The following is a 25,476-nucleotide window of genomic DNA, read 5'->3' on the forward strand; positions in this document are numbered from 1 at the left end:
GCTAAAGCGCCTTGCGCATCTGGACGCAGTCCGCAGCGAGCCCATCGAGCTCCGATGCATCCCACGCGTGGCGCGACCACCCCGTCTTTTCATAATAGCCGACGGCCTCGGGGGCGGCATTGACGAACAGCGTCGTCATTCCGCTCGAGTGTGCGCGTTCCGTAATCAGTCGATCGAGGGCACGCCCGTGGCCCCGCCGCTGCTCGTCGGCAACCACCGCGACAAGGCGCACCACGCCCGAACCGTCACCACGGTCGTCAAACCTTACGCACCCGACAGGCCGCCCGTCAGCCGTCAGCAAATAAGGCTGATTGCCGGGCGTACGGTCATCGTGATGGTTTTCATCGTAGACCACATCCGCGTGCCGGCCTTCGAACAGCACGGCTCTGCGTATGCTGTGCAGTATGGCCCACTGCTCCGGTGTTTCCACCGGAGCCAGTTCATGCCGCATGGTCTGTCCTAACCCGCCAATGCCCCCTGCGCCGGCGCACCGCGCTCGACGAGCAACCGGTTGTACGCGTTGAGATAGGCGCGCGCCGAAGCCATGAGCGTGTCGGGCTCCGCCGCGTTGCCCGAGGAAATCCGGCCGTTCATTTCGAGCCGGACATGCGCGTTGGCCTGCGCATCGGTACCCCCGGTCACGCCGTCAACCGCGTAGAGCACCAGATGCGGGTCGGCGCCGACCGCCGCCTTGATCGCGTTGAAGATGGCGTCCACGGATCCCGTGCCGTCAAAGGCCACCTCGACCGGAGCGCCGTCGACAGAGACCTTGAGTTCGCAGCGGTGAATGCCCCCGGTCTTGGAGGTGACGCTCATGTCGACGAGCTTGATCCGATCCGCCGCCGAGCCGATTTCGTCGTCGACCAGCGCGATGATGTCGTCGTCGTAAACGTTCTTCTTGCGGTCCGCGAGGTCCTTGAAGCGCTGGAAGGTTTCCTGGAACTGGTTGTCGGCCAGATCATACCCCAGATCGAGCAGCTTCTGCTTGAACGCATGGCGCCCCGAATGCTTGCCCATCACCAGCGAGGTGGATTTGATCCCGACGCTCTCGGGCGTCATGATCTCGTACGTCGAGGCGTTCTTGAGCATGCCGTCCTGATGGATGCCGCTCTCATGCGCGAACGCGTTCTTGCCCACGATGGCCTTGTTGTACTGCACCGGGAAGTTCGCTGCCGCCGCGACAACCTTCGAGGCGCGCGACAGATGCGTCGTCTCGATATCGGTATGGTACGGCAGCGCGTCCGCCCGCGTGCGGATCGCCATCACGACTTCTTCGAGCGCAGCATTGCCAGCGCGTTCGCCCAGCCCGTTGATCGTGCACTCGACCTGCCGCGCACCCGCGCGCACACCGGCCAGCGAATTGGCGACGGCCATGCCTAAATCGTTGTGGCAGTGGGTGGAGAAGATCGCCTGGTCCGAATTCGGCACCATCTCGATCAGCTGCTTGATGAGCTGATAATAGTCCTCGGGCGTCGAATACCCTACCGTATCGGGCACGTTGATCGTCGTCGCCCCGGCCTTGATCGCCGCTTCGGTGCAGCGCGCGAGAAATTCGATCGGCGTGCGGGTCGCGTCCATCCCCGACCATTCGACGTCGTCGATAAGGTTGCGTGCCTGCGTCACCGTCTTGGTGACGATCTCGAGCACCTCGTCCTCGGACTTTTTCATCTGGTGCGCCAGATGGATCGGCGAGGTGGAAACGAAGGTGTGGATGCGCCCGCGCCTGGCATGTCGCACAGCCTCGCCGGCCCTGTCGATATCGGCGGAAATGGCGCGCGCGAGCCCCGCGATCACTGCGTTCTTGGCGCGCTTGGCAATCGTTGCGACCGCCTCGAAGTCGCCGTTCGAGGCAATGGGGAACCCTGCCTCGATAATGTCGACGCCCATGGTGTCGAGAATTTCGGCGACCTGGAGCTTTTCTTCCAGCGTCATCGTCGCGCCCGGGCTCTGCTCGCCGTCGCGCAAGGTCGTATCGAAGATAAAGACCTTGTCGGTGTTGGGTGTATCGGTCGTCATGCTCGTTTGTCCTCAAAATCGGCCGCCTGCGCAAAAAAGTTTGGGTGCAGCAGGAATTGGGCCGGACACATTTTCGTTGTTCGGCGTGTGGCATACTCCCCTGACGACCCGTTCGCGCTTTTGGCGAACCGCCGGTGGTCAGGGGCTGATAAGGAGGAGTAGGAGAGCGGCAGGCAGAAGAAGTGCCGTACCCAAAAGGATACGGGCCCGCAAGGCATCCTGCCTGCGAGCAGCTATGGCGACGGCGGCGCTTTGACTTTTGCGGCGCATCGTTGGCGGCCTGACCTTTCTTCCAAGTCTTTGGCTAAGAATGAGCCAAGTGCGCCCCGGATGCAACCCTCGACAGCGGCAAAAGCGCCTTAGTTGAACGCAAAGACAGCCGAGAAGATGGCCAGCAGCCCGAATATGCCGCTTCCCATTCCCGCCAGCTTCACGCGCTTCATCGCATCCGCGTCGCCCGTTTTGGCCTTGGGGTAGGACGCCGCGCCCACCGCGATCGAAATCGTGAGCGCCACGACAAACGCCATCTTGACCCAGAACCAGGCCCCGAGCCCGCCGGCCCCACCATATCGCAGCCAGACGATGAGCGGCCCGGTAATCCACAAAAGCGCGATGCCGGCATAGCTGTTGACGCGCAGCATTTCACCAAAGCGCAGCAACCCCGTCCGCAGTTCCGGCCCCGCGCTTGCCATCAACCGCCCCTGCATCGAAAGCGCAATCCCCGCGCCCATGCCCAGAACCAGCGCAAATAAATGCAGAAACAACAATATATTGGCGAGAATTTCCATGCCAGCCTCCCCTGTCGCCTATTCGCTCAGATCGAGCACCCCTTCGCCAAGAACGACAGCCGATCCTCCGATACCCGGATGCCTGAGCCTGCCGTTCTCGATATTGATCTGCAATTCGATAAGGCTCGGCCGCCCCATCTCCCGCCCCTGCCGCAGACGGACCGTGTGGAAGCCGTCATCATAGCGGCCGCTTTCGGCCAGAAGCCCGATGAGCGCGGCAGCGGCAGAGCCGGTAGCCGGATCCTCGTCGACACCTGACCCCACCCCGAACATGCGTGCGGCATACGCGTTGCCGCGCTCCTCCGGCGTCTCGGTAAAAACGTAGGCGTTGTTATGGTCGCCCGGAAACGTCGCGTCCCAGCCGCGCCGGTCGAGCGCAATCGCCTCGAGCACGCGGGTATCCCGCACCGGGATGAGATAGAACGGCAGCCCCGCCGAATATTGCGCGGGCTGCAGTCCGCCGCACCCGATATCGCTTTCGCCAATGCCCAGCCGCTTGGCGATATCCGCTGCGCAGGGCGCCTCGCCGATCCTTTCGGGAAGCTGCGGCAGGCTGAATTTCGCGTCGCCCGTGCGCTTGTCGACCCGCTCCATCACGGCGGTCACCAGCCCCACGCCGAGTTCGAGCCGCACGGCGCTGAGCCTGTTCTGAAGCCCTAATAGCACCGACGTCCCGATTGTCGGATGGCCAGCGAACGGCAATTCGGTCCGCGCGGTGAAGATCCGCAGCGCCGCCGTATGCCGCTCGTTCCTGGGCTCGCGGACGAATACGGTCTCCGAAAGATTGAACTCTCCTGCAATCGCCTGCATGCGCGCGGTGGAAAGCCCGTCTGCCTTGAGCACCACGGCCAGCGGATTGCCGCACAGCCGATCGCGTGTGAACACGTCGAGCAGGAAATAACTCAGCTTCATGGGGGCCCTCGGCTATTGGACGCGGGGGAGCGCCATCGAATCCGGATCGATGCCAAGGTGCCCGCAAATGCCTTTGACCACAAGCATGTGATCGACATCTTCTGGCGCGCCCGAAACGATGATCGCGCCCACGACGCCCACCCCATCGATCCGCACCGGAAACCCGCCCCCGGCGAGCACGTACTCGGCCGGCGCAAGCCCGCTATCGGCGGCAAACGCCCGATTGCCCTCGCCCGCGCCCCGTTCGAGCACCATTCTGTAGGTACTCTTGCCGAACCGCCTGACGACATTGGCCTTGCGACGCACCCAATCGGGATTGTCCGCGCTCGTACCGGGCAGCGCCATATAAAAGAGTGGCCGGTCCCAAAGCCGGATATCGCAAACGATCGAATGCCCCTCTGCAATGGCCGCGTCGCGGATGGCGGTACCGATTGCAAAAGCCGTGCTCTCGTCGAAGCGCTCGAAAACAAGCGCTTCCTCCTGCGCAACAATGCGGTCGAGCGTATTCACTGCCGTTCCCCCTCTCCGTATTCCCGCGCCCGTCATACCGCACCATGCGGCGCGACAACAACCGGGTGTTTCAGTTGGAAACGGACAAATGAAGCGGGTCCGGATCGGGTATCGGGTGCGAAACGAAGACTCCGCATCCGATCGGCCTCACCGGCCGAATCGTCCGACAATCACGAGGCTCCGATGTGGCCTCGGGTCGAGTACGATCTGACCCCCGACGCCCAGCGGCTCGTGCCCCTGATCGACGCGCTTGGGGATTGGTGGGCCGAAACGTCCACCCCCGCGCTCGCCCAAGCGCCCCGGTAACAAAAAAGGGAGGCATGCGCCCCCCTTTCTGCATATCGGAAATCCTTGGGCCGGATCAGTTCCGGCTCTTGTCCACCAGCGCACCGGCCTTGATCCAAGGCATCATATCGCGCAGCTTGGTGCCGACTTCCTCGATCTGATGGTTGTCGTTGTTGCGGCGGGTGGCCTTGAAGCGCGCCGCGCCCGAATGCCACTCCTGCATCCACTCGGAGGTGAACCGGCCCGACTGGATGTCGCCCAGAACCCTCTTCATCTCGGCCTTGGTTTCCGGGGTGATGATGCGCGGGCCGGTGACGTATTCGCCCCACTCGGCGGTGTTCGAGATCGAGTAGTTCATGTTCGCGATGCCGCCCTGATAGATCAGGTCGACGATCAGCTTCACCTCGTGCAGGCACTCGAAATAGGCCATTTCCGGCGCATACCCGGCTTCGACCAGCGTCTCGAACCCGGCGCGGATCAGTTCCACGAGACCGCCGCAAAGAACGGCCTGCTCCCCGAACAGGTCGGTCTCGCATTCTTCGCGGAACGTCGTCTCGATAATGCCCGAACGCCCGCCGCCGACGCCCGAGGCGTAGGCGAGACCGATGTCGTGCGCGTTGCCCGTCGCGTCGTGATGGATGGCGATCAGGCACGGCACCCCGCCGCCCTTCTCGTATTCGCCGCGCACCGTGTGACCCGGCCCCTTGGGCGCGATCATCAGCACATCGACGGTATCCTTGGGCTCGATGAGCCCGAAATGCACGTTAAGCCCGTGCGCGAACGCCAGCGCGGCGCCGTCGCGGATGTTGGGCGCGATCTCGTCCTTGTAAATGTCGGCCTGCAACTCGTCAGGCGTCGCCATCATCATCATGTCGGCCCAGGCCGCCGCTTCGGCCACGGTCATCGCCTTGAGCCCGTCGGCCTCGACCTTCTTGACCGTCGAGGAGCCCGCGCGCAGGCCGACCGCGATGTCCGTCACACCGGAATCGCGCAGGTTAAGCGCGTGCGCGCGCCCCTGGCTGCCATAGCCGATAATGGCGATCTTCTTGGATTTGAGAAGGTTGAGATCGGCATCCCGATCGTAATAAACGCGCATTGGTTTCTCCCACTTATCGCATTGTCTTGAAGTGATTTCACGCCCCGTAGAGCGTAAAGAACTGCTCCCGCGCCCGTTTGACGTCGGCCGCGATTTCGGTCTCGCCCAGCTCCAGATGCTCGCCGAGCAGCAGTCGCAGCTGCACGTCGCGCACCACGAGCCCGTAATAGGTCCGGAACGCCGTTTCGCTCTCTTCGAAGCTCAGCAGCCCGGCATCCCGCCCGGCCTCGAGCACCGGCTTGAGCCGCTTGCCCATCGCGAACCGCCCGTTTTCGAGCACGATGGCCCCGAGATTGCGCTTTTCCTGCCCGGCATGGCTGATCGCCAGCCGGTTGAGCGCCACCGAAACATCCCCCGCAAGAACGCTCAAGAGATTGCGTCCGAACTTTTCGAGCGCCAGCGCCAGCGTCCGCTTGTCGAGCGTCTCGCGGTCGACCGCCACCATGCGCACCTTGGCCGCCTGCCACTGCACGGTCGCGGTCAGGAGCCCGTCGCGGTCGCCGAACCATTTGTAGAGCGTTTCCTTCGAGCAGCTTGCCCGCCGCGCGACACCCGTCATCGTAAGGCCGTCCCCGCCCTCGACGAGCAGCGACAGGGCCGCGTTGAGCACGTCCTTCTGACGGTCCGAAAGCGTGTCGTCGCTGATGGTCAGTGCCAATGGGGTCATGGCAGTGTCGGTGTCTCTCTGGTATCGGAGGAAGCCGCGCCGCACCGGCAACGCACTGTGCGCCTTCCGCGCGCACGAGCGCACCCCCGGAGGATCTCTCAGCCTCTGAAAGCAGACCGTACCGTACGGTACGGTTCGGCAAAATGCAAGCCGGAATTATGCCGCTTTTTCGGCTAGGCTAGGCCTCGTTTCACTACCGCCCTGCCGGTTCGAAGGACCCTCTATATGCGCGCCCTTTCCACTCTTTGCCTTGTACTTGCCTCTGCCCTCCCCGTCTGTGCGCAGGAAGGTATGACCTCCGCCCCGATGGTCGGCGTTTCGTTGACCGAAAAGGTGTGGGTGCGGACGGATCGCCCGGACATGCCCGGCACGATGCAGCTGTTTTTGAGCGACGGCACGCTGATCTCCGATTCATGCTGGGAAACCTACAGGCTCTCGACCTGGCGCATGCTCGACGAGGACCATATCGTCTGGCACGAAGACACCGCCGAGATCGCGGCCACCATCGTATCGCTCGACGAGGCGCAATTGACGCTCGAACTCGATCTGGCCGAAGGTCCCCGGATCCGGCAATTCGAGGTCGCGCCGGTGCCCTTCGTCTGCCCCGACATGCCGCGCTAGGTCGAGAAATCGCAGTAGTACTGCGTGATCCCGTTGAACGTTCCGAAATCGGTCGTGAACGCGACTAGGTTGTCAGGATCGGCCGCCATTGCCGCGCTCGAGGCCTCCGCCAGCGGCCCGAACGTCGCCGCGAGTGCGGGCTGGCCGGGCGCGAAATGCACGCTGAACGAACTGATGCCGTTGTCGTTCCCGGCGACCACGGTCAGCGCGTTGACCGCGTAGTCCTTCCAAAGTCCCCGTACCGGCAGCCGGATCTCCCGGTAGTCCTCCGCGATGCGAACTTCGGCCGCGTCGAAATACTCAGCCCCGTCAGCCGGCAGTACAGGCGTCTCCCCGTGCGCCATCGATGCCCAGAGCGATTCGAGATCGGGCGAGATCGCGCAGGCCGTCTCGAACCCCGCCAGCATGCCGTCGAGCGGATAGTAGGCCGGCGGCTCCTCGCCGATACCGACCGCGCCGAGCGCAGCCACGGCGGCGCCCTTGACGAAACTGCCCGCCTCGCCGATCCATTCGAACATCAGTGCCACCCCTGCACAAAAAGAAAGGGCCGCCGGATGGCGACCCCATTAATCAGTGTCACGAGAATGGCCAAATAGAGGCCGCGCCCTGATTACTCGGCGGCGACGCGCGCCTCGTCCTCACGGGCGACCTTCAGCGCGTTGGCCCACCAGACAAGATTGTCGAGCATGTCCTTGGCGCCGGGCAGGATGGCGGCTTCGATGTCCGAGATCGGACCGTTGGCGCCCAGCGGATGCACCTTGAAGAAATCGGACCCGCCGATATGCACGCCCGCGCGCACCGGCGCCATCTGCGTTTCGACGTTGATCAGCCGCAGGTGCTCGATCGCGCGTGCCGCGCCGACCGCACCATAGCCGACATAGGCGGCAGGCTTGCGGTTCCACTCGTTGTACGCCTGATCGATCGCGTTCTTCAGAACGCCGGTGATCGAGCGGTTGTACTCGGCGACAACGAAGATGAAGCCGTCATATTCGGCAATCTTGTTCTGCCACGCGACAGCACGCTCGTCAGTGCTCGGCATCCAGAGGTTCGACGCGGCCTCGTTGAAGAACGGCAGGTCATAGTCGCGCAGGTCGATGAGTTCGGCATCGAGATCGTCGCGCTGCTGCGCGAGGTCGAGAATCCACTGCGCCGGCTTGTCGGCAAAGCGCGTGTCGCGCGTGGAAGAGATGATGATACCGATCTTTGGCTTGGACATTTCGAAGTTCCCTAATGCCTGGTTACGAATAGTAAGTAACGCTGCATATGAAACTTTATCGGCGCCACTCAAGTAGGCACATTGGTGTGCCCAAAGCACACAATCTTGCCTTCCTATTCCCGATGTGATTTCCCCACATGGGGTGCAAACAACTGCAATATAGGGATATTTCCCGCATCGGAACCGGATCGAATGCCCATTCGTTCGCAATAAAGAAACAATGTGATCGCCCATCCCGAACCACAAAAAGGGGGCGGCTCGCATGCGAGCCGCCCCCGGCAGCGGTCGGTCGATCGGGTATCTTATTCGGCGGCAGGCACCGGCTCGCGCCGGCGCACGGTGACGACCGCCAGCCCGTAGGCAATGATCGAGCACGCGGCAATGCCTGCGATCATCGGCGTGGACGTTCCGTTAAAGAAGAACCCGATAATGCCCATCATCACCGCCGCGGTCAGGAACTGCAGCGTGCCCATGAGCGCCGATGCCATCCCCGCGATCTCGCCGTATTCCTCGAGCGCGAGCACCGCCGAGCTCGGCACGACGAGCCCGAGGCACGCATACCCGGCAAACAGCATCACGATCATGACTTCGAGCTGCCCGACGCCGGCAAGGGTCAGCGCCAGAAGCGCGAGCACGATGATCACATTGGCCGTCATCGCCGTGCGCATGGCCCGGCGCAGCCCGACCCGCCGTCCGACAAAGCCGGCGAACTGGGAGACCCCGATGAACCCCACTGCATTGACCGAGAAGGCGAGGCTGTAGAGCGTCGGGTTGAGCCCGTAATAGTCGATCAGAATGAACGATGAATTGGCGAGATAGACCATGAAGCTCGACATGGCGAAGGCTCCGATGAAGACGATGCCGAGATATTTCGGCTGCCCCATCAGATACCGGTAGCCCTTGAGCGCGGCCCCGAGGCTGCCTTCGGTGCGGATTTCGCGCGGCCGCGTTTCCTTGAGCCCGAAGGCCAGAAGCACCGCACCGGCGACGGCGGCGGCGGTCATGACCCAGAAGATGGTGCGCCAGTCGCCCGCAAGCAGGATCAGGCTGCCCGCCAGCGGCGCGAGGATGGGCGAAACGCTGAAGACAAGCATCAATAGACCCATCAGTTGCGCTGCATCGGGCCCGGTATGCAGATCACGCACCACAGCCCGCGAGATCACCATGCCCGAGGCCGCGCCGAGCCCCTGCAGCACGCGCGCCGCGATCAGCCATTCGACGCTGGGCGCCAGCGCGCAGCCGATACTGCCCAGCCCGTAGAGCGCGAGGCCGAGATAGATCGGCCCCTTGCGGCCGTACATGTCGGCAAGCGGCCCGTAGACCACCTGCGAGAGCGCCATGGCGATGAAGAAAGCCAAAAGGCTGAACTGGGCCGTTGCGGTATCGGTCGCAAGGTTCTCTTCAATGGTTGGCAGCGCTGGAAGATACATATCGATCGCGAACGGCCCGATTGCCGTCAGCAATCCAAGAACGATTGCCAGAAAAATGAAATTCGTACGCACGGGGAGGACCTTTCCGGGCGGACGCGCAACCCGGAAAATGACCAAGGGCGACGCGCCAGGAGTTGATGGTGGCTGCGATGAGTCCCATCTGCTGAATAGGAAGAACGGGGGGGTGACTCATCTGTCCACAAATTTGGACACTATTGTCCAATCTGTCAATGGGCACTACATTGGGTAAAATGGATTCACCGCACATGCTCTCCCATCCCGAAGCGCCATCCGACGAACCGCGCTCCAAGCGCGCGGCCATTCTCGACGCTGCGGCGGCAACGTTCTGCAAGGAGGGATATGCGGGCGCCTCGATAGACGCGATCGCCAACACCGCCGGGGTTTCGCGCCAGACGATCTACAATCAGATCGGCGACAAGGAGAAGCTCTTCAAGGCCGTCGTGGCCCAGCTCACCGAGTATTCGAGCGCACGCTTCTTCGCCATTCTCGAGACCTTCCCCACCGAACCCCGAAATCTCGAACAAGAGCTTACGGCCTTCGCCAAACGGCTCCTCGAAATGTCGTGCTGCGACCAGCACGGCAAGTGGCTCCTGCGCCTTGCGAACATGGAAGGCCAGCGCCATCCGGATCTCTTCGCCGCCTGGCGGCAATACGGCCCCGGCCGCAAATACCCCGCCATCGCCGCGCGCTTCGCCCAGCTTGCCCATGCGGGTTATCTCGAGGTCGACGATCCGACCCTTGCCGCGCGCCAGTTCATGGCCCTGGTCAGTGCGGACATCCGCTTCGACATGCAGTTCGGCACGCGCCCGAGCCAGGCGGAGGTCGAGGCCAACGCCGAAAGCGCGGTCAGAACCTTCCTGCGCGCCTTCGCCCCGCGCTAACCGGCCGCACCGAGCGCCGCCTTATACTGCCGCACCGCATCGGCGAACCCGTAAATCAGCGCATCCGCCGTGATCCCGTGCCCGATGGACACCTCGTCGACCCCCGGCACCGCGGCCTGGAATGCCGGCAGGTTGGCCAGCGTCAGATCGTGCCCGGCATTGACGCCGAGCCCGGCCGCCCGGGCCGCCTTCGCAGTCTGTGCGAGCACCATGAGTTCGACCTCCGCCTGCGCCGGATCATCGTGGCACGCGCCGTAGGGCCCGGTGTAAAGCTCCACCCGGTCCGCACCCGTCGCACGGGCGGCAGCAACGCCCACCTCACCCGCGTCCGGATCACAAAAAAGCGACACCCGCCGCCCGGCCCCCTTAAGCCGCCCGACCACATCGGTGAGGAAATTGCCCTTCCCCACGAAATCCCAACCATGGTCCGACGTCGCCTGGCCGGGATCGTCGGGCACGAGCGTCACCTGCTCGGGGTCGACCGCCTCGATCAGCGCGATAAAATCTTCCGTCGGATAGCCCTCGATATTGAACTCGACCTCGGGCGCTTCCTCCGCGAGCAGCTTTGCGAGGTCGTAAACGTCGCTGCGCCGGACATGCCGCTCGTCGGGCCGCGGATGCACGGTCACCCCCTCGGCCCCGGCTTCGATCACGATCCGCGCCATCCCCGTAACGCTCGGCCAGGGCAGATCCCTGCGGTTGCGCAGCTGGGCGACGGCGTTGAGATTGACGGAAAGCTTGGTCATTGCGGAGAGGCCTTGGATGAAAAAGGACCGCGCGAAACACGCGCGCGGCCCTTCATCTATCGCGAATTAAGCCGCGGGCAAACCGCAACTTTCAGCCCACTACATTCCCTCTTCGCCGCGAGTGATCGCCGCAAGACCGGTGCGCACCACCTCGACGAGCCCGAGCGGTGCCATGAGCGTAATGAACTGCTCGATTTTCGAGGTCTTCCCCGTCACTTCGAAAACGAAGCTTTCCGTCGTCGCATCGATCACCTGCGCCCGGAACGCATCGGCAAGCCGCAACGCCTCGACCCGGTTTTCGCCGGTCCCCGCGACCTTGACGAGCGCCAGTTCGCGCTCGATCGCGTTCCCCTCGGCGGTGAGGTCGTGCACCTTGTGCACCGGCACCAGCCGCTCGAGCTGCAGCTTGATCTGCGCGAGCACCTTCGGCGTCGCCACCGTCACCACGGTAATGCGCGAGCGGTGCTTGTCGTGCTCGGTCTCGCTGACAGTGAGCGAATCGATATTGAACCCGCGCGCGGAAAACAGCCCCACGACCCGCGCGAGGACGCCCGGCTCGTTATCGACGAGAACCGTCAGCGTATGGCGCTCGGCTTCCTGGGTTTGGGGGGCGAGAAAATAGGCCGACCCCGTCGGCAGAAGATTGGCGTTCATGTTCATTGTCCTAACCGGCCTTTAGGGGTGTTGAGATTCGCGCGAGGATGGGCCGGAAATGGTGGTTGAAGCCATTTTCAGGCCACCCTCGGGTGAATATCGACGCCCTTAAACGAGCACCTTCCCTTTCTCATCGATGATCGATCCGATATTGGCCGTATCGGGCAGGATCATCTCGTTATGCGGCTTGCCCGACGGGATCATCGGGAAGCAGTTCTCTTCCTTGGAGACCCGGCAATCGAAAATCACCGGCTTTTTGACGTTGATCATCTCGTCGATGGCGTCGTCGAGCTTCGCGGGGTCCTCGCAGCGGATACCGACACCGCCATAGGCCTCGGCAAGCTTGACGAAATCGGGCAGCGATTCCGAATACGAATGCGAATACCGCCCGCCATGCAGCAATTCCTGCCACTGGCGCACCATGCCCATATATTCGTTGTTGAGGATGAAGATCTTGACCGGCAGTTCGTACTGCATCGCGGTCGACATCTCCTGCATCGTCATCTGCACGCTGGCTTCGCCCGCAATATCGATCACGAGCGCATCCGGATGCGCCACCTGCACCCCGATCGCCGCAGGCAGCCCATACCCCATGGTCCCGAGCCCGCCCGACGTCATCCAGCGATTGGGTTCCTCGAAGTGGAAGTGCTGGGCGGCCCACATCTGGTGCTGACCGACCTCGGTCGTGATGTAGACGTCGCGCCCCTTGGTTGCCTCGTAGAGCCGCCGGATCGCGTGCTGGGGCTTGATCACCGTATCGGAGTTCGTAAAGACAAGCGAATTGACCGCGCGCCACTTGTCGATCGCGGTCCACCAGGGCGCGATGGCCTCCGTGCGCGGCTGGTTGGTCTTCGTCCGCCATATGCGGATCATCTCTTCCATCACCGCGTTGACGTCTCCGACAATGGGGATGTCGACAAGGATGTTCTTGTTGATCGAGGACGCGTCGATATCGACGTGAATCTTCCGGCTGCCCGGCGAGAACGCATCGATCCGGCCCGTAATCCGGTCGTCGAACCGCGCGCCGAGACAGATCATCAGATCGCAGTCGTGCATCGCCATATTGGCTTCGTAGGTCCCGTGCATGCCCAGCATGCCGAGCCACTGGCTGCCCGAGGCCGGAAACGCCCCCAGCCCCATCAGCGTCGAGGTGATCGGAAAGCCCGTCAGCTCGACCAGTTCGCGCAGATTGCGGCTGGCCTCGGGTCCCGAATTGACGATGCCGCCCCCGGTGTAGAACACGGGCCGCTCCGCCTTGAGCATCAGATCGACGGCGACCTGGATGGCCTCGAGATCGCCCTCGATCTGCGGCTTGTAGGTCGGATGGCTCATCTTGGCCTGGGGCTTGTGATACGTCCCGAGCGCAAACTGAACATCCTTGGGAATGTCGATGACGACAGGCCCCGGCCGCCCCGAGGTCGCGATATAGAACGCCTCGTGCAGGATGCGCGGCAAGTCCTTGATGTCCTTGACCAGGTAGTTGTGCTTGGTGCAGTTGCGCGTGATCCCGACCGTGTCGCACTCCTGGAATGCATCCGATCCGATGAGCGGAGTGGGAACCTGCCCTGAAATGCAAACGAGCGGAATGGAATCGAGCAGCGCGTCGGTCAATCCGGTCACCGCGTTGGTCGCGCCGGGCCCCGACGTCACCAGAACCACACCGCACTTCCCCGTCGAACGCGCATAGCCCTCGGCCATGTGGGTTGCACCCTGCTCGTGCCGGACGAGAACGTGCTGGAGTTTCTCCTGCTGGAAAATCGCGTCGTAGATCGGCAGTACCGCGCCGCCCGGGTACCCGAATATGTGTTCGACACCCTGATCGATCAGCGCCTGGACCACCATCTCCGCGCCGGTTATCTGCTCGGCCATCTTGAGCCACTCCCTTGATACAATCCCGTCGTCGCCGGGGCTTAGATAATAAAAAAGGCCCCGTTTGGGACCCTGTGTTGCGCACCGCAAATCGCACGAGAACCCTAGGTCCTCATGTTGCGATGCGCCTGCCTACTACGAGAATGTTGCCTGCCCGCATTGGGGAACACGCTCCAGTCAAATACGAAAAACGACGCTATAGGTATTCCGGGCGGCCCGAAGGGTCAACCCCAAAAAACGCATGGAAAAGGGCCCGCCCCGTTTCACCGGTACGAGCCCTTGAAAGTCCGGATCGGTAGCTTAGACGCCCGGGGGGCAGTCGTCGATGTAGAGGCTGCCGTCCGAAGCACGGAAGTAGCACTGCTCGGGCTGGCCAGCGACCTGTCCGACGAGAGCGCCGGCAACGCCACCGACCGCTGCACCGACAGCAGCACCCGCGACCGAGTTCGTCGCAACGCCGCCGATGACTGCACCGGCACCGGCGCCGACAGCCGCGGTCTTTTCGGTCGTGGTACAGGCCGTAACGGCCATAAGCGTGGTCAGCGCAACGCCGACGATGGTGAGTTTTTTCTTCATGTCAAAAAGCCTCCATTTGACAAAGTCTTGAAATCGCTCCCCGTAAATGCAGCTAACCGCCCTTTGTTCCGCATTGGCGAGCTACGACGTCAACGCCCCTTTCGTCCTGAGGTTCCGACGCCGCTGTAATGTGCTCACTCTGCGCGATTTCATTGTCATACTCAAGAGTTAGGCGGCAATCGGGCCGCCGGCGGGAAATAAAACAGCGCCCGGGCCTGACACGAGCGCGATTCGCGTGTATTCAGATCGGCTCCCCGGCAATACCGGGGCCGGGCTCGGAGAGGCCATCCCATGTCACATGCATTGACCGACCGCCCAGCGCAGAGCTGGTTCGAAGAATTCCGCGCGACATTCCTGCTCGCCTGGCCGCTCGTCGTGGCGCAGGTGGCCCAGAACGCGCTGTTCACCACCGACGTCATCATGATGGGCTGGCTCGGACCGGAATTCCTCGCCGGCGGCACGCTGGCGACGGCCTTCTTCATGCCCTTCCTGCTTTTGGGCGGTGGCATTGTGTCCGCCGTTGCACCGCTCGCCGCGCAGGCCATCGGCGCGCGCAAGATCAAGAACGTCCGCCGCTCGGTGCGCCAGGGCTTCTGGGCCGCCATCGTCGTCGCCGTCATTCTGCTGCCGCTCATCTGGCAGATCGAAGCGATCCTCCTTATGACCGGCCAGGCCCCGGACCTCGCCGCGCTCGCCGGCCTCTACATGCAGATCGCCGTCTTCGTGCTCTTCCCCGGTCTCGGGATTTTCGTCCTGCGCTCGTTTCTTTCGGCGCTCGGCTCGACCCAGGTCATCCTCTATACGACCATTGCCGGCGTCGTCGTCAACGCCATCGGCAACTATGCGCTGATGTTCGGCAATTTCGGGTTCCCGCGCCTCGAACTGCAGGGCGCGGCGATCACCACGGTTGTGACCAACACGGTAATGTTCGTCCTGCTGCTCGCCTACGCGCTCCTCCATCGGCGCTACCGGCGCTTCTATATCCTTGTGCGCTTCTGGAAGCCCGACTGGCCGCGTTTTATCGAGATTTTCCGGATCGGCACGCCGATCGGGCTGACCATCATGGCCGAAGTCGGCATGTTCGGCGTCGCGGCCATATTCGTGGGTTGGCTGGGCACCGATGCGCTCGCAGCGCACGCCGTCGCGCTCCAGTGCGCATCCTTTGCCTTCATGGTGCCGCTGGGCGTCGGCATGGCCTCGACCGTCCGCGTCGGGCTCGCCTATGGCGCGGGCAGCGATGAAGCCGTTGGCAGGGCTGGCTGGACTTCGCTCATGATCGGGGTGGGCTTCATGTGCGTTTCCTGCGCGCTCTTTCTCACCGTGCCCGGATTTTTCGTGCGCTTCTTCCTCGACCCCACTGATCCGAACAATGCCAACGCGCTGGCCCTGGCAGGCACGTTCCTGGCAATGGCCGGCCTCTTCCAGATCGTCGACGGCGCGCAGGTTGTCGCCGCACACGCGCTGCGTGGGCTTTCGGACACGACGATCCCGATGATCGTCGCGCTCGTCGGCTATTGGCTCGTGGGCATGCCGGTCGCCTATTGGCTGGGCAGCGCAGACCGCCTCGGCGGCGTCGGCGTGTGGACAGGTCTGGCAGCAGGGCTCGGTTTTGTCGCTATCGTCCTCACGGCCCGGTTCGCCCTGCGCGAACGGCTCGGCCTTCTCGCCCGCGAGCATATGGTCGCCGCATAGGGTCTTCCGGACAGCAAGGCCTAGACCAGCACGTCCTGCTCGACCATATCCTCGGCACCGAAGACCTTGAGGTACCGCGCAATCTCGCGCGCGTCGCCGACGGCCTTGGCGGGATTGTCCGACAGCTTGACCGCCGGACGGCCATTGGCGCTCGAAACCTTGATCACCATCGAGATCGGCTTGAGCTGCGGCGTATAGTTGGGCGCCACGCCCGCGAAATCGTTGGTGAGGTTGGTGCCCCAGCCGAACGTCATGCGCACCCGGCCCTGGAAATGGTGATAGGCCTCCTCGATCGCATCGACGTCCAGACCGTCCGAAAAGATCAAAAGCTTCTCGCGCGGATCGCGCCCCTTTTCCTGCCAGAAATCGATGATCTTTTCCCCGCCCTCGATGGCGGGCGCGCTGTCGGGTCGGAACCCCGTCCAGTCCGCCACCCAGTCGGGTGCGTTCTTGAGAAACGACGCCGTCCCGAATGCGTCGGGCAGGACGATCAGAAGATTGCCGCCATAATAGCTCTGCCAGTCCCGCAGCACCCGGTAGGGCGCCTTTTTCAGCGCTTCGTCGTTCTCGGCCAGCGCCGCGGCGACCATGGGCAATTCATGCGCATTGGTGCCCAGCGCCTCAAGGTCGGTGTCCATCGCCAACAGCACGTTCGAGGTCCCCGAAAGCGCATCCCCGAGCCCTTCCTTCAGCGCCTCCACGCACCAGCGCTGCCACAAAAAACTGTGCCTCCGGCGCGTACCGAAGTCGGAAATCTTAAGATTGGGCAGCTTCTTGAGCCGTTCGACCTTCTCCCACGTCTTGGCCTTGGCGCGCGCGTAGAGCACGTCGAGCGCAAATCGCCCCATCCCCCGCATCGCGTTGCGCGACCGCAACTCGTTGATGATCGCGAGCGCCGGGATCTCCCACATCGTGGTTTCGACCCATTTGCCGTGGAAGTGGAGTTCGAACTGCCCGTCCCGTGCGGAAAGCTCGTATTCGGGCAGCGAGAAGCCCTCGAGCCAGCTGAGAAAATCGGGCGTGAAGATCTGCTTGGTGCCGTAAAACGAGTTACCCGCGAGCCAGATCATCTCCTTTTTGGTGAACCTGAGCGTCCGCGCGTGATCGAGCTGTTCGCGCAACTCCCCGATATCCACCTCTTCGGCGAGCCTGACGCGGGTCGTCCTGTTGGTGAGCGAGAACGTCGCATCGACGTCCCGGTAGAGCCCCCAGATCATCTGCAGCATCAGGAGCTTGTAAAAATCCGTATCGAGCAGCGACCGCACGATCGGGTCGAGCTTGAAAGTGTGGTTGAAGACCCGCCGCGCGATGTCCGTCCTGCTGACCGAGCTCACCTGAGCGCTACTCCCGCTTCCCGCATCCGGCCCAGCATGTCGTCCACCGATCCTTCGATATCGATCCCCCGGCAGCCATCCAGCAGCACTTCGGCCTTGAACCCCTGCCCGACCGCATCGAGCGCGGAAAAAGCGACGCAGAAATCGGTCGCAAGCCCGACAAGCGTCAGTTCGGTAATCCCGCGCTCGCGCAGATAGCCGGTAAGCCCGGTCGGCGTCGTATGATCGTTCTCGAAGAACGCCGAATAGCTGTCGATTGCCGAACGGAATCCCTTGCGGATGACCAGTTCGGCTTTCGTCCAATCGAGGTCGGGATGGAAGTCCGCCCCGACCGTGCCCTGCACGCAATGATCCGGCCAGAGCCGCTGCGGGCCATAGGGCATCTCGATATCCTCGAACGGCGCCTTGCCCGGGTGGCTCGAGGCAAAGCTCGAATGCCCGGCGGGGTGCCAGTCCTGGGTGAGCACAACATGATCGTATTGACCGATCAGCCCGTTGACGACCGGCACGATTTCGTCGCCACCCTCTACGGCCAGCGCGCCGCCCGGGCAGAAGTCGTTTTGCAGGTCGATGACGAGGAGTGCATTCTGGCTCATCGGGGGCCTCCCATGGTTCGCGTGCCACTTCTGCAATCCTCGCCGAGTTCGTCAACTCCCCATTTGCATTCCGCTTGACCGCGCGCCCGGTCGCTGTATCCATTTGCATCCATGACACAAATGCCCACGCCAGACTTGCGCGCTTCCGAACGGCGTGTCGCCGAAGCGCTCGCCCGCCACGGCCTGCCGGGCCGTGTGACCGTGCTGACCGAGCTCGCCACCACGGCCCAGATGGCTGCCGACGCTCTGGGCGTCGAGCTCGGCCGCATCGTCAAATCGCTCCTTTTTGCCGGCGCGGAAACCGGAACGCCCTATATGGTCCTCGTCTCCGGCGCCAACCGCGTCCACGAAAGACGTGTCGGCCGCCTGATCGGCGAAAAGCTCGCCCGTGCCGATGCTGACCTCGTGCGCAAGGCCACCGGCTTTGCCATCGGCGGCGTTTCGCCCTTCGGCCACCCCCAACCGCTGCCGGTCTATCTCGACGAGGACCTGTTCAATTATGCCACTGTGTGGGCGGCGGCCGGGGATCCGCGATCGGTCTTCGAAATCACCCCCGAGGCGCTTGAGACGGCAACAGGCGCCACGCGCATCACCGTCACCTAGGAAGGCGTATCCATGGTCTATGTGTTCCTGATCCTTGGCCTCGTTCTGCTTGTCGCCGGGGGCGAAAGCTTCGTGCGCGGCTCGGTCGCCATCGCCCGCCGGCTCGGCATGTCTCCGCTGCTGATCGGCTTGACGCTCATGGGCTTCGGCACCTCCCTGCCCGAAATGGTGACCTCGGTTCAGGCCGCCCTCGATGGCGCGCCGGGCATCGCGATGGGCAACGTCGTGGGCTCGAACATCGCGAACATCCTCCTGATCCTCGGCGTCGCCGCGGTCCTCTATCCCGTCGCGGTGGACCGGGGCGTATTGCGCCGCGATGGCGGAGTGCTTGTCCTCTCTGCCCTCGTCACGCTCGCGATCGTCCTGATCGGCGCGCTCGGGCGCATCGCCGGCATCGTGCTGATAGCCATGCTCGCCGCCTACATCACCCGCAGCTATCTTGCAGAGCGCCAGAGCAACATCGCGCGCGATGCGGAAGAAGAAAGCGCCCACACAGCCGTCAGAAACGGCGTGGCCGTTTCGCTCATCCTTGCCGCGGTCGGTCTGGGACTGACGCTCCTGGGCGCACGCTTCCTCGTTTCGAGCGCCATCGAGCTGGCCACCGCCTTCGGCATTTCCGAAACCGTAATCGGGCTGACGGTCGTCGCCGTCGGCACCTCCCTCCCCGAACTCGTGACCTCAGTCATCGCCGCCGTCCGCAAGCACACGGACCTCGCGCTCGGCAACATCATTGGCTCGAACATCTTCAACACCTTCGCCATCCTCGGCGTCACCGCGCTCGTTCAGCCGATCCCGGTGCCCGCGGAAATCATAAGGCTCGACATCTGGATCATGCTCGCCGCCACCGTCGGGCTGATCGCCTTCGCCTATACCGCCAGACGCATCGAGCGCTGGGAGGGCGCGGTCTTCCTCCTCGCCTACGCCGGATATATCGGCTGGCTGGGCCTCAGCGCGCTCTGAACGGATCGACGAATTGCCAATCCCCCATCCGGTTGCGGAACCAGGTCGACTGCCGCTTGGCGTATTGCCGCGTCGCCGTCACCGCCTGCGCAACCGCCGCCTCGCGCGTCACGTCACCGGCAAGGTACGCCCCGATCTCCCGCACGCCGATCGCCTTCATTGCCGGCAGGCCCGGATCGAGATTGCGCGCGAGCAGCGCCTCGACCTCCTCGACCGCCCCCGCCTCCATCATCGCATCAAACCGCTCCGCGATCCGCCGCCGCAATACCGCCCGCTCGGGCATGAGCACAATTCTTTCCAGCGCGTAGCCCGCCAGTAACCCACCGCCTGTATCGCGCTGAAACGCGCTCAGCGTCCTCCCCGTGGCGCGTTTCACCGACACCGCGCGAACGACACGCTGCGGATCGGCAGCCACCAGACGCTCGGCCAGCTCCGGGTCGTATTCGCCCAAAAAAGCACGCCGCTTTTCGCCATCCATGCCTTGAATCAGTTTCTCAACCGCTTGAATCTCTTTGTCGGGGATGGGGGGAACTTCGGCGAATCCGTTTGTCAGCGCATCGAAATAAAGCCCTGTCCCGCCAACGAAAATCGGCTCCCGATTCTCTTTGTGAGCCTCTTGAATCACTTTCTCCGCATCCGCCAGCCACGCCCCGGTCGAATACCGCACCCCCGGATCGACGTGCCCGAACAGAAAATGCGGCGCGGCCGCCAGTTCCGCAGCATTCGGACGCGCTGTGAGCCTGTCGAGAACGCCATAAACCTGCATGGAATCGGTGTTGATAACGACGCCGCCCGAGGCGCGCGCCATCTCGATCGCGAGCGCCGTCTTGCCGCTCGCGGTCGGACCCGCTATCAAAACCGCTCGCCGAGAGTTGCCAGCATCCATGGTAGGTTTATGTCTGTCCTGTGCCTGATCGCCAATCCCGCCGAACCGGTCCTGACGCCCGAAGTCGTCGACGCGGTGCATAAGGAAACGCATGGCGAAATCAACTGGCTTGCGCAAGGCGTCGCCTGCGAAATCGTCGCCCCGCGTGCGGCCAGGCCCACCCAGATGGCCCGCGAGGTGATCGGCAACGCTCCCATCGACGCAGCCCTCGTCCCGCGCGCCAATCGCCGCAAGAAGCTCCTGGTCGCCGACATGGACTCCACCATGATCGAGCAGGAATGCATAGACGAACTCGCCGATGCGCTCGGCATCAAGCCGCAGGTCGCCGAGATCACCGACCGCGCCATGCGCGGCGAGCTCGATTTCGCCCAGGCGCTCGATACCCGCGTCGCGCTCTTGAAGGGCCTTGAAAAGAAGGTCGTCGAGGAGGTCCGCCGCGAGCGCATCACCCTTGCCCCGGGCGGGCGCGCGCTCATCCAGACCATGCGCGCCTATGGCGCCCATACCGCGCTTGTATCGGGCGGCTTCACGCTCTTTGCGGAATACTTCGCCAAACGCATCGGCTTCGATGAATTCCGCGCCAACGTCCTCGAATTCGACGCCGAGGGCAAACTCACCGGCACGGTCGAAAAGCCCATCGTCGACAAGGACGTGAAGCGCGCGACCCTCACCGCGCTCGCGGAAGCCCGCGGCATCATCCCGGCCCTCACCATGGCCGTGGGCGATGGCGCCAATGACCTCGACATGCTCAACGCCGCCGGTCTCGGCGTTGCCATACACGCCAAACCCACGGTCGCCGAACAGGCCGAAGTGCGTATCGACCATGGCGATCTGACGGCCCTCCTCTACCTCCAGGGCTATGCCGAAGATGATTTCGTACGATGAGGCTGGAAACCGAACGGCTCCTCCTGCGCCCATGGCGCAAAACCGATCTCGACGCCTATAGCGCGCTCATGGGCGACCCGACCGTCCGGCGCTTTTACCCCTCCACGCTCACCCGCGAAGACGCCGCGCGGAGCCTCGACCGCACGATCTCCGCGCACCGCGAAAACGGCTTCCACTTCCTCGCCGCCGAGCTGCGTGAAACCGGCGAGATCGCCGGCCTCATCGGCCTTGGCCGCATTCCCGACGCGACGAAAAAGGCCATTCCCTCCCACCCCGAGATCGAGATCGGCTGGCTCCTCCATCACCGGTTGTGGGGCCAGGGCCTGGCCCCCGAAGGTGCGAAAGCCTGTCTCGCTTACGGCTGGGACACGCTCGAGGCGCCCGAAATCGTCGCGTTCACCGCCAAGGTGAACCACCCTTCCCAACGCGTCATGGAAAAAATCGGGATGGCGCGCGCGCCCGAAGATGACTTCATCCACCCCAGCGTCCCCGATGGCCACGTTCTGCAGCCCCATACTCTGTATAGGATAGTCCGGCCCTGCTGACACCGGCTCGAGACCGTGGACGTGCAGATCCAGTGGTAGGCTAAAGCCGCACGAATGCAAGAAAAACCAGCCCTACCGCGGCTATCGCCAGCGCGTACCAGCGCAGATGCCCCGAGGGAATGTCGAGCACCTGCGTGATCATCCGCTTCATCTGGTCGGGAAACGCCGCATAGAGCAGCCCTTCGATGACGATGGCCAGCGCGAGCGCGGCAAACAGGTCACTCATATCGTCTCATCCCCTGAAAGCAAAAAAGGCGCGCCGGCTGGCGCGCCTTCCCAAATGCTGTAGGCGGCCTACTGTGCCGGCTCGGCTTCCGGCGCGACCGGGGCGGTCTCGCTCCCCTCGGGCTGGGCACCGAGGTTCTCGGTCTCGAGCAATTGCTCGAGATCCTCGATCCCCTGCTGGGCGTCGGCATCCGGGGCTCCGCCCTGATCGTCGACCAGCGTTTCGGTCGAGAGCAGCTCCTCGATATCCTGGGTCTCGACCGGTTCTTCGGTCGGCCCTTCAACGCCGATATCGATCGGCCCGGCGGTCGGCTCGCCCAGCTGGGGCAATGAACCGCCCGAACCGAACTGGCTGAAGAACGCCGAGTTGGGCGAAAGCAGCATGGTCGTCGAACCATCGCCGAGCGCCGTGCGATAGGCTTCCATCGCGCGGTAGAACTCGAAGAACGACTGGTCCTGCCCGAACGCTTCGGCAAAGATGCGGTTGCGCTCGGCATCGCCCTCACCGCGGATGATTTCGGAATCGCGGTTGGCTGCCGAAACGATTTCCACCGCCTGACGGTCGGCGATCGCCCGCAGGATCTGCGCCTGCTCCTGACCGCGTGCCCGGATAAGCGCCGCTTCCGCAAGACGCTCCGCCTGCATGCGCTCGAAGGTCTGGGCGGAGACTTCCGGCGTCAGATCGGTGACGAGAATACGAACGTCGACCACTTCGATCCCCAGCTCCACCATATCGGCGGCCACCAGATCCCGCGCCTCACGCATCATTTCCGTCCGCTGCTCGGAAAGAGCGGCGTCGAATTCGCGCAAACCGTAAACGGTACGCAGCGCGGCTTCGAAACGGGTCGCGATACGCTGTTCTGCCAGCTGCTCGGACCCCAGAACCGACTGACGGAACGCGATGGGGTCAACGATCCTGTAGGTGATGAACGCGTCCACGATGTAGAACTGACCGCCCGACACCTGCAGCCGGATGCGCTCGAGGTCGTACCGCAAGAGGCGCTTGTCGATATACTGCACCTGCTCGACGAAATCGGTCGGGATCTTGAAATACAGCCCCGGGTCGCGGATTTCCCGCGTGATCTCGCCGAACCGCGTCACGATGGCCTGTTCGCGCTCGTTGACGACGAAAAGCGAGGAGATCAGCACATAGGCGGCGATGACCAGGGCGACAATGACGATTACAAGCCGGTTCATAGCTGGTCACCTCCAGTCGTCGTTGTCGATGAGGTGGTACTGCCGCCACCTGACCGTAGCTCCGGCAGGGGCAGATAGGGCAGGACCCCGCTTCCCGATACGCCGTCCTCGACCACGAGTTTGTTGGTTCCCCCCAGCACCTCTTCCATCGTCTCGAGGAAGATGCGGTGCCGCGTGACTTCCGGCGCATTGCGGTATTCGTTGTAGACCGCCACGAAACGCGCCGCCTGGCCCTGGGCCTCGTTGATCACCCGGTCGCGATACGCCGCGGCGCTTTCGCGAATGGATGCGGCCTGCCCGCGGGCGCTACCCAGAAGCGTATTGGCGTATTGCCGGGCTTCTTCCTGGAAGCGGTCCTCGTCCTGCAGGGCGCGCTGGACTTCGTCGAACGCGTCGGCCACCTCCGCCGGCGGCGCGACGTTCTCGATCGAAATGTTCGAGATCGTAACCCCGACGCCGTAGCTGTTGAGAATACCCTGGGTGATTTCCTGAACCTCGACGGCAATACCGGCACGATCGTCGCGGAAGACGTCCTGCGCCGTGCGGCGCCCGACGACCTCGCGCATCGCGCTTTCGGCGGCCTGCCGTACCATTTCGTCCGGCTGACGGACATTGAACAGGTACTGCCGCGGGTCGGCAATGCGCCAGAGAATCGAGAAGTTCATGTTGACGATGTTCTGGTCGCCCGAAAGCATCAGCCCCTCGTCGCTCGTCGAGGAACCGCCGCTGCCGACGCGGGTCTGGTTTTCCGTCGTGCTCACCAGTTCGACCCGCTCAATCGGCCACCAGTGGAAATGCAGCCCCGGGGTCGAGAACTCGTCCTTGGGCTCCCCGAACAGCATCTCGACGCCGAGCTCCTGCGGAGCCACGGTGTAGATCGACTGGCTCGCCCAGAAAATGATGAGCGCCGCGATACCCCCGATGATGGCCCAGCGTCCGCCGGGAAGACCACCCCCGAACTGCTGACGTCCACGCGCCAGGATGTCTTCGAGGTTTGGCGTATTGTTGCCGCCGCTTGGCCGGCGCGGCCCACCGCCGCCACCGCCACCGCCGCCCGGCGTCTGACCCCAGGGCCCGCCACTGCGGGTCTTGAGGCCGCCCCTATTGTCTTCCCACGGCATTTCGTCCCTTTCGGTTTGTCGTGAAAGTCTTTTGCGCGTGCCGGTCTATATAGGAAACCCTATGCGCCCGATCAATGAAAACCGGATGGCGGGAATGTGAACGCACAAAAGTGGTTAGCGCGGTTTTCACCGCCGCAATGCGGTCATGCACGGGGTTTGCGGTCATAGATTTTGACGACAAACGGTGCGGTATCCCGTTCTCCCGCCACAATCTCCTCGCAAACCCCGACATCCCAGTCCCCCGCCGCGATCTCGGGAAAGAACGTATCGCCCTCGGGCGAAAGCGCGACGTGCGTGAGATACAGCCGGTCCGCCAGCGGCAACGCCTGACGGTAGATTTCGGCCCCGCCATTGATGAAGATCTCATCCATGCCGTCGCGCTGCGCGATCGCTTTGGCCTGCGCAATGCCGTCTTCGAGCGTGCCGACGACAATAACGCCCTCCGGCGCGAAATCCTTGCTGCGCGTCACCACGATATTGGTCCGCCCCGGCAGCGGCTTGCCGATGCTTTCGAACGTCTTGCGTCCCACGACAAGCGGCTTGCCCATCGTCACGGCCTTGTAATGCTTGAAATCGGTCGGCAGATACCACGGCATCGCGCCATCGGACCCGATAACGCCATTGGCCGCGACCGCCGCGATCATCGAGATGCGAATACCGCTCATTGCCCCGCCAGCGCCTCGAGTTCCGGCCCGCTCACCCGGCAGGTCGTCCACTCGTCATGCAGCACGGCCCCCTGCGCGCGGTAAAAATCGATGGCGCTCTCGTTCCAGTTGAGCACCCACCAGCTCAGCCGCCCCAGCCCCTCGTCCTTGCAGCGCTTGGCGAGATTGACGAGCAGCGCCTTGCCGATCCCGTTCCCGCGTGCATGCGGCTCGACGTAAAGATCCTCGAGCCAGATCCCGTGCCGGCCCTGGAACGTCGAAAATGTGTAAAACCACAGCGCGAACCCGACGGGCCGGCCTTCGAGCTCGGCGATCTCGCAAAACACCCGCGGCTCGTCGCAAAACAGCGAATTGACGATATCGCCCTCGGTCGCGCTCACTTCGTCATTGAGCTTCTCGAAGTCGGCCAGTTTAACGATGAACTCAAGCACAAGCGCCGCATCGTCTTTTCCGGCGCGTCTGATCGTCAGGGACATCGG

At 63.4% G+C, this 25,476-nt stretch carries 29 protein-coding genes and 1 pseudogene; 8 read left to right on the plus strand and 22 right to left on the minus strand.

All coding sequences use genetic code 11. From position 1 onward, the window contains the following. Position 1 precedes the first annotated feature (1 nt). The 5 genes from LSG43_RS09170 to LSG43_RS09190 form a co-directional block, all read right to left on the minus strand. Positions 2-451 (minus strand): GNAT family N-acetyltransferase, encoded by a 450-nt coding sequence (locus LSG43_RS09170; protein WP_231803354.1) that lies wholly within the window; start codon positions 449-451, stop codon positions 2-4. Between the two features lie 8 nt (positions 452-459). Beyond that, a complete protein-coding gene (locus LSG43_RS09175) occupies positions 460-2,016 on the minus strand; it encodes a 2-isopropylmalate synthase (RefSeq protein WP_231803356.1) in 1,557 nt (518 codons plus the stop codon). Between the two features lie 359 nt (positions 2,017-2,375). Beyond that, on the minus strand, positions 2,376-2,804 hold the full coding sequence (locus LSG43_RS09180) for a hypothetical protein (protein WP_231803358.1): 429 nt from the start codon (positions 2,802-2,804) through the stop codon (positions 2,376-2,378). A gap of 18 nt (positions 2,805-2,822) precedes the next feature. Continuing rightward, positions 2,823-3,716 (minus strand): PhzF family phenazine biosynthesis protein, encoded by an 894-nt coding sequence (locus LSG43_RS09185; RefSeq protein ID WP_231803360.1) that lies wholly within the window; start codon positions 3,714-3,716, stop codon positions 2,823-2,825. Positions 3,717-3,728: 12 nt separating this feature from the next. Beyond that, complete coding sequence (locus LSG43_RS09190; RefSeq protein WP_439652019.1) at positions 3,729-4,262, minus strand: heme-degrading domain-containing protein; 534 nt, start codon at positions 4,260-4,262, stop codon at positions 3,729-3,731. A 147-nt stretch (positions 4,263-4,409) separates the two neighbouring features. On the opposite strand from LSG43_RS09190, the gene LSG43_RS09195 reads away from it, so the two are divergent. Beyond that, positions 4,410-4,532 carry a hypothetical protein gene (locus LSG43_RS09195; RefSeq protein ID WP_439652020.1) on the plus strand — a complete coding sequence of 41 codons (123 nt, stop codon included), beginning with the start codon at positions 4,410-4,412 and terminating at the stop codon, positions 4,530-4,532. A gap of 55 nt (positions 4,533-4,587) precedes the next feature. Here the strand turns inward: LSG43_RS09195 and ilvC are convergent, their stop codons facing one another. Both ilvC and LSG43_RS09205 read right to left on the minus strand, forming a co-directional pair. After that, entirely contained in the window at positions 4,588-5,607 is a 1,020-nt protein-coding gene (gene ilvC / locus LSG43_RS09200) for a ketol-acid reductoisomerase (protein ID WP_231803364.1), read from the minus strand. A 37-nt stretch (positions 5,608-5,644) separates the two neighbouring features. Then, positions 5,645-6,274 carry a TetR/AcrR family transcriptional regulator gene (locus LSG43_RS09205; protein WP_231803366.1) on the minus strand — a complete coding sequence of 210 codons (630 nt, stop codon included), beginning with the start codon at positions 6,272-6,274 and terminating at the stop codon, positions 5,645-5,647. 291 nt (positions 6,275-6,565) lie between these two features. Between LSG43_RS09205 and LSG43_RS09210 the strand changes: the two genes are divergently transcribed. Next, positions 6,566-6,895: a hypothetical protein gene (locus LSG43_RS09210; RefSeq protein ID WP_231803368.1), complete on the plus strand. Its 330-nt coding sequence runs from the start codon at positions 6,566-6,568 to the stop codon at positions 6,893-6,895. On the opposite strand, the gene LSG43_RS09215 is transcribed toward LSG43_RS09210, so the two are convergent. From LSG43_RS09215 to LSG43_RS09225, 3 genes are all read right to left on the minus strand, one after another. Next, the gene (locus LSG43_RS09215; protein ID WP_231803370.1) at positions 6,892-7,413 is read right to left on the minus strand and encodes a hypothetical protein; all 522 of its coding nucleotides are present in this window, start codon (positions 7,411-7,413) and stop codon (positions 6,892-6,894) included. The genes LSG43_RS09210 and LSG43_RS09215 overlap by 4 nt on opposite strands. 92 nt (positions 7,414-7,505) lie before the next feature. Continuing rightward, complete coding sequence (locus LSG43_RS09220; RefSeq protein WP_231803372.1) at positions 7,506-8,111, minus strand: NADPH-dependent FMN reductase; 606 nt, start codon at positions 8,109-8,111, stop codon at positions 7,506-7,508. A gap of 302 nt (positions 8,112-8,413) precedes the next feature. Then, the gene (locus tag LSG43_RS09225) at positions 8,414-9,613 is read right to left on the minus strand and encodes a multidrug effflux MFS transporter (protein ID WP_231803374.1); all 1,200 of its coding nucleotides are present in this window, start codon (positions 9,611-9,613) and stop codon (positions 8,414-8,416) included. Positions 9,614-9,792: 179 nt separating this feature from the next. Here LSG43_RS09225 and LSG43_RS09230 point away from each other — a divergent pair, with 179 nt between their 5' ends. Beyond that, complete coding sequence (locus tag LSG43_RS09230; protein ID WP_231803376.1) at positions 9,793-10,443, plus strand: TetR/AcrR family transcriptional regulator; 651 nt, start codon at positions 9,793-9,795, stop codon at positions 10,441-10,443. On the opposite strand, the gene LSG43_RS09235 is transcribed toward LSG43_RS09230, so the two are convergent. The 4 genes from LSG43_RS09235 to LSG43_RS09250 all read right to left on the minus strand — a co-directional run bounded on the left by LSG43_RS09235 (position 10,440) and on the right by LSG43_RS09250 (position 14,288). After that, positions 10,440-11,189 carry a pyridoxine 5'-phosphate synthase gene (locus tag LSG43_RS09235; RefSeq protein WP_231803378.1) on the minus strand — a complete coding sequence of 250 codons (750 nt, stop codon included), beginning with the start codon at positions 11,187-11,189 and terminating at the stop codon, positions 10,440-10,442. The genes LSG43_RS09230 and LSG43_RS09235 overlap by 4 nt on opposite strands. A 99-nt stretch (positions 11,190-11,288) precedes the next feature. Then, positions 11,289-11,843, minus strand: a complete 555-nt coding sequence (gene ilvN, locus LSG43_RS09240) for an acetolactate synthase small subunit (RefSeq protein WP_231803380.1) — start codon at positions 11,841-11,843, stop codon at positions 11,289-11,291. Positions 11,844-11,951: 108 nt separating this feature from the next. Further along, positions 11,952-13,712: an acetolactate synthase 3 large subunit gene (locus LSG43_RS09245; RefSeq protein ID WP_231803382.1), complete on the minus strand. Its 1,761-nt coding sequence runs from the start codon at positions 13,710-13,712 to the stop codon at positions 11,952-11,954. A 300-nt stretch (positions 13,713-14,012) separates the two neighbouring features. Beyond that, complete coding sequence (locus tag LSG43_RS09250) at positions 14,013-14,288, minus strand: YMGG-like glycine zipper-containing protein (RefSeq protein ID WP_231803384.1); 276 nt, start codon at positions 14,286-14,288, stop codon at positions 14,013-14,015. A 291-nt stretch (positions 14,289-14,579) separates the two neighbouring features. Between LSG43_RS09250 and LSG43_RS09255 the strand changes: the two genes are divergently transcribed. Then, positions 14,580-15,980 carry an MATE family efflux transporter gene (locus LSG43_RS09255; protein ID WP_231803386.1) on the plus strand — a complete coding sequence of 467 codons (1,401 nt, stop codon included), beginning with the start codon at positions 14,580-14,582 and terminating at the stop codon, positions 15,978-15,980. Between the two features lie 20 nt (positions 15,981-16,000). Here the strand turns inward: LSG43_RS09255 and pncB are convergent, their stop codons facing one another. Together pncB and pncA are read right to left on the minus strand one after the other, a co-directional pair. Further along, the gene (gene pncB, locus LSG43_RS09260; protein WP_231803387.1) at positions 16,001-17,314 is read right to left on the minus strand and encodes a nicotinate phosphoribosyltransferase; all 1,314 of its coding nucleotides are present in this window, start codon (positions 17,312-17,314) and stop codon (positions 16,001-16,003) included. Continuing rightward, positions 17,311-17,910 (minus strand): bifunctional nicotinamidase/pyrazinamidase, encoded by a 600-nt coding sequence (pncA, locus tag LSG43_RS09265; RefSeq protein WP_231803388.1) that lies wholly within the window; start codon positions 17,908-17,910, stop codon positions 17,311-17,313. Before pncA ends, pncB begins: the two co-directional genes overlap by 4 nt. A 120-nt stretch (positions 17,911-18,030) precedes the next feature. On the opposite strand from pncA, the gene LSG43_RS09270 reads away from it, so the two are divergent. Together LSG43_RS09270 and LSG43_RS09275 are read left to right on the plus strand one after the other, a co-directional pair. Then, positions 18,031-18,513 (plus strand): YbaK/EbsC family protein, encoded by a 483-nt coding sequence (locus tag LSG43_RS09270; protein ID WP_231803389.1) that lies wholly within the window; start codon positions 18,031-18,033, stop codon positions 18,511-18,513. Between the two features lie 12 nt (positions 18,514-18,525). After that, positions 18,526-19,473 carry a calcium/sodium antiporter gene (locus LSG43_RS09275; RefSeq protein WP_231803390.1) on the plus strand — a complete coding sequence of 316 codons (948 nt, stop codon included), beginning with the start codon at positions 18,526-18,528 and terminating at the stop codon, positions 19,471-19,473. On the opposite strand, the gene miaA is transcribed toward LSG43_RS09275, so the two are convergent. Beyond that, positions 19,460-20,359 (minus strand): tRNA (adenosine(37)-N6)-dimethylallyltransferase MiaA, encoded by a 900-nt coding sequence (gene miaA / locus LSG43_RS09280; protein WP_231804642.1) that lies wholly within the window; start codon positions 20,357-20,359, stop codon positions 19,460-19,462. The two genes, LSG43_RS09275 and miaA, sit on opposite strands and share 14 nt — an antisense overlap. Positions 20,360-20,368: 9 nt before the next feature. Here miaA and serB point away from each other — a divergent pair, with 9 nt between their 5' ends. Both serB and LSG43_RS09290 read left to right on the plus strand, forming a co-directional pair. Then, complete coding sequence (gene serB, locus LSG43_RS09285) at positions 20,369-21,244, plus strand: phosphoserine phosphatase SerB (RefSeq protein ID WP_231803391.1); 876 nt, start codon at positions 20,369-20,371, stop codon at positions 21,242-21,244. After that, positions 21,241-21,789, plus strand: coding sequence for a GNAT family N-acetyltransferase (locus tag LSG43_RS09290; RefSeq protein ID WP_231803393.1), 549 nt, complete (start codon positions 21,241-21,243; stop codon positions 21,787-21,789). Before serB ends, LSG43_RS09290 begins: the two co-directional genes overlap by 4 nt. Before the next feature lie 40 nt (positions 21,790-21,829). Here LSG43_RS09290 and LSG43_RS09295 read toward each other — a convergent pair whose 3' ends face one another. From LSG43_RS09295 to LSG43_RS09315, 5 genes and pseudogenes are all read right to left on the minus strand, one after another. Then, the gene (locus LSG43_RS09295; RefSeq protein ID WP_231803395.1) at positions 21,830-22,015 is read right to left on the minus strand and encodes a DUF2065 domain-containing protein; all 186 of its coding nucleotides are present in this window, start codon (positions 22,013-22,015) and stop codon (positions 21,830-21,832) included. Positions 22,016-22,275: 260 nt separating this feature from the next. Then, a pseudogene (gene hflC / locus LSG43_RS09300) lies at positions 22,276-23,211 on the minus strand (protease modulator HflC); the annotation flags it as partial. Further along, on the minus strand, positions 23,208-24,332 hold the full coding sequence (hflK, locus tag LSG43_RS09305) for an FtsH protease activity modulator HflK (RefSeq protein WP_231803400.1): 1,125 nt from the start codon (positions 24,330-24,332) through the stop codon (positions 23,208-23,210). The pseudogene hflC and the gene hflK, both read right to left, overlap by 4 nt. A 143-nt stretch (positions 24,333-24,475) precedes the next feature. Further along, the gene (locus LSG43_RS09310; protein WP_231803402.1) at positions 24,476-24,997 is read right to left on the minus strand and encodes a dihydrofolate reductase; all 522 of its coding nucleotides are present in this window, start codon (positions 24,995-24,997) and stop codon (positions 24,476-24,478) included. Continuing rightward, positions 24,994-25,473, minus strand: coding sequence for a GNAT family N-acetyltransferase (locus LSG43_RS09315; RefSeq protein ID WP_231803404.1), 480 nt, complete (start codon positions 25,471-25,473; stop codon positions 24,994-24,996). Before LSG43_RS09315 ends, LSG43_RS09310 begins: the two co-directional genes overlap by 4 nt. Between the last annotated feature and the right edge of the window lie 3 nt (positions 25,474-25,476).

This window comes from Pelagibacterium xiamenense (assembly GCF_021166475.1).
In the GTDB taxonomy this organism is placed as follows: Bacteria; Pseudomonadota; Alphaproteobacteria; order Rhizobiales; family Devosiaceae; genus Pelagibacterium; species Pelagibacterium xiamenense.